Origin of the sequence: Kitasatospora sp. MY 5-36 (assembly GCF_001182915.1) — a bacterium.
Lineage (GTDB): Bacteria > Actinomycetota > Actinomycetes > Streptomycetales > Streptomycetaceae > Kitasatospora.
The window spans coordinates 1-1,675 of sequence record NZ_LFVW01001144.1 but is presented as its reverse complement, the minus strand read 5'-3'; the positions used below and the strand labels follow the sequence as shown (position 1 = coordinate 1,675).

1 pseudogene is annotated in these 1,675 nt (G+C 75.9%); it reads left to right on the top strand.

From position 1 onward, the window contains the following. Positions 1–435 precede the first annotated feature (435 nt). Positions 436–1,675 (top strand): annotated as a pseudogene (locus AE652_RS40905) (protein kinase); the annotation flags it as partial.

Here is a 1,675-nt window from a genome sequence, read left to right as displayed (position 1 = left end):
CCGGCGGCGAGCCGGGCGGCGGCGGCGGCCAGTTCCCTCGCCACCGTCGCGGCGTCCAGGGCCCGACGGCGGCGGGCCAGCACGACGGCGGCCGCCGCACCGGCCAGCGCCACCACGACCAGCAGCACCGCTAACAGCGCCATGCACCGTCCCCCTGGGTTCGGACACCATCCATCCCATGACCAACTGGCTTCTGGAGATCATGAGTTGACGTCGTCTCGTGATGTTGCTCGGGCGCCATCAGAATAGGCCCTCGATCGGACAGCCGAACAGGAAAGCGCACTATCCTGGGCAGCGCGGCAGCCGTACGACAGCAGCACAGCAGCAGCTCGTCGGGAGCGGAACGGCAGCACAGCCAGCAGCGCGCCGGCGGTACCTGAACCGGCGCGTCAACAGCGGTCAACCGTCGGGGGTCGAGTGTCGGAGTCGCGTTGGGTGCCCGGGCTCCGGTTCGGGCCGGAGTTCGACCCCGAGCAGTACGAACTCCTGGAGTTCCACCACCGGGGCGGCGAGGCCGAGGTGTGGCGGGCGGTCCGCACCGGGCACAACGGGCGCAAGGAACTGGTCGCCGCGAAGATCATGCTGGAGCGCGACCCGGGCGAGGTGCGGCGCTGGCTCGGCCGCTGGGACGACGTCTCGCACAACGCGCACCGGCTGGGCGTCACCGACCTGGTCGTTCCCAGCTTCCTGCTCGGCCCTTCCCCGCACCGGCCCGGCACCCCGCCCGGCGGCGCGCTGCTGGGCTACCAGATCTCGCCCTGGGTCGAGGGCGTGCCGCTGCACACCTGGGCGCGCGGCCAGCGCGGCGGCCCGCCGGCGGTGGCCGAGGTGCTGGCCCGGCTCTGCCGGATCGTCGACGAGCTGCACCGCAAGCGCTGGGTGCACCGCGACATCTCCCCCGCCAACGTCCTGGTGGACGGCCAGGGGCAGGTCAAGCTGATCGACCTGACCTTCCTCGCCCCGCTGGACCACGCCCTGACCGTCGCGGTGTTCACCCCCGGGCACGTCCCGCCGGAGGCCGAGCAGGTCGGCGGCTTCCCGACCACCGCCAAGGACCTGTTCGCGGTCGGCACCCTCGCCCGCACCCTGCTGCTGCCCGACCACGGCCGCCTGGACCACCGGCTGGCCGCCGAACAGGCCCGCGCCGAACTGCTGGCGGCGGGCTACGGCGAGGAGTTGGCGCGCTGGGCCTGCGAGCCGCTGGCCCGCGACCCGGACCGCCGCCCCGCCCCGCTCGGCCCGTGGGCCGCCCGCGGCCGTGAACTGCTGCGCGCCCACCGGCCGGTGGCCCGTACCGCGGGCCTGGCCGTGCTGCCCGACCCCGCCGGGCGCCCGCTGGTGGTCACCGGCGGCGCCGACGGCACCGCGCTGACCGGGCCCGGCAGCCCCGGCCGGGCCCTCCCGGCAGGCCAGGGCCTCTCCGCCGTACGGGAGTTGACGGCCGGCTGGGCCGGACACCCGGGCGAGCTGGTGGTCTGCGCCGAGGACCGCGGCGGCACCCTGTGGGTCGGTACGGCCGCGGGCTGGTGGGAGGCCGCGCGCGGGGTCAACGGCCTGGCGGGCGCGGTCGGTTCAGCCGGGGAGATGACGGTGTGGGCGGCCGTCGGCGGCGCGCTGCGCTCGTACCGCTGGGCGCCCGGCCGCACCCTCACCGGCCAGGAGCACCCCGGCTGCC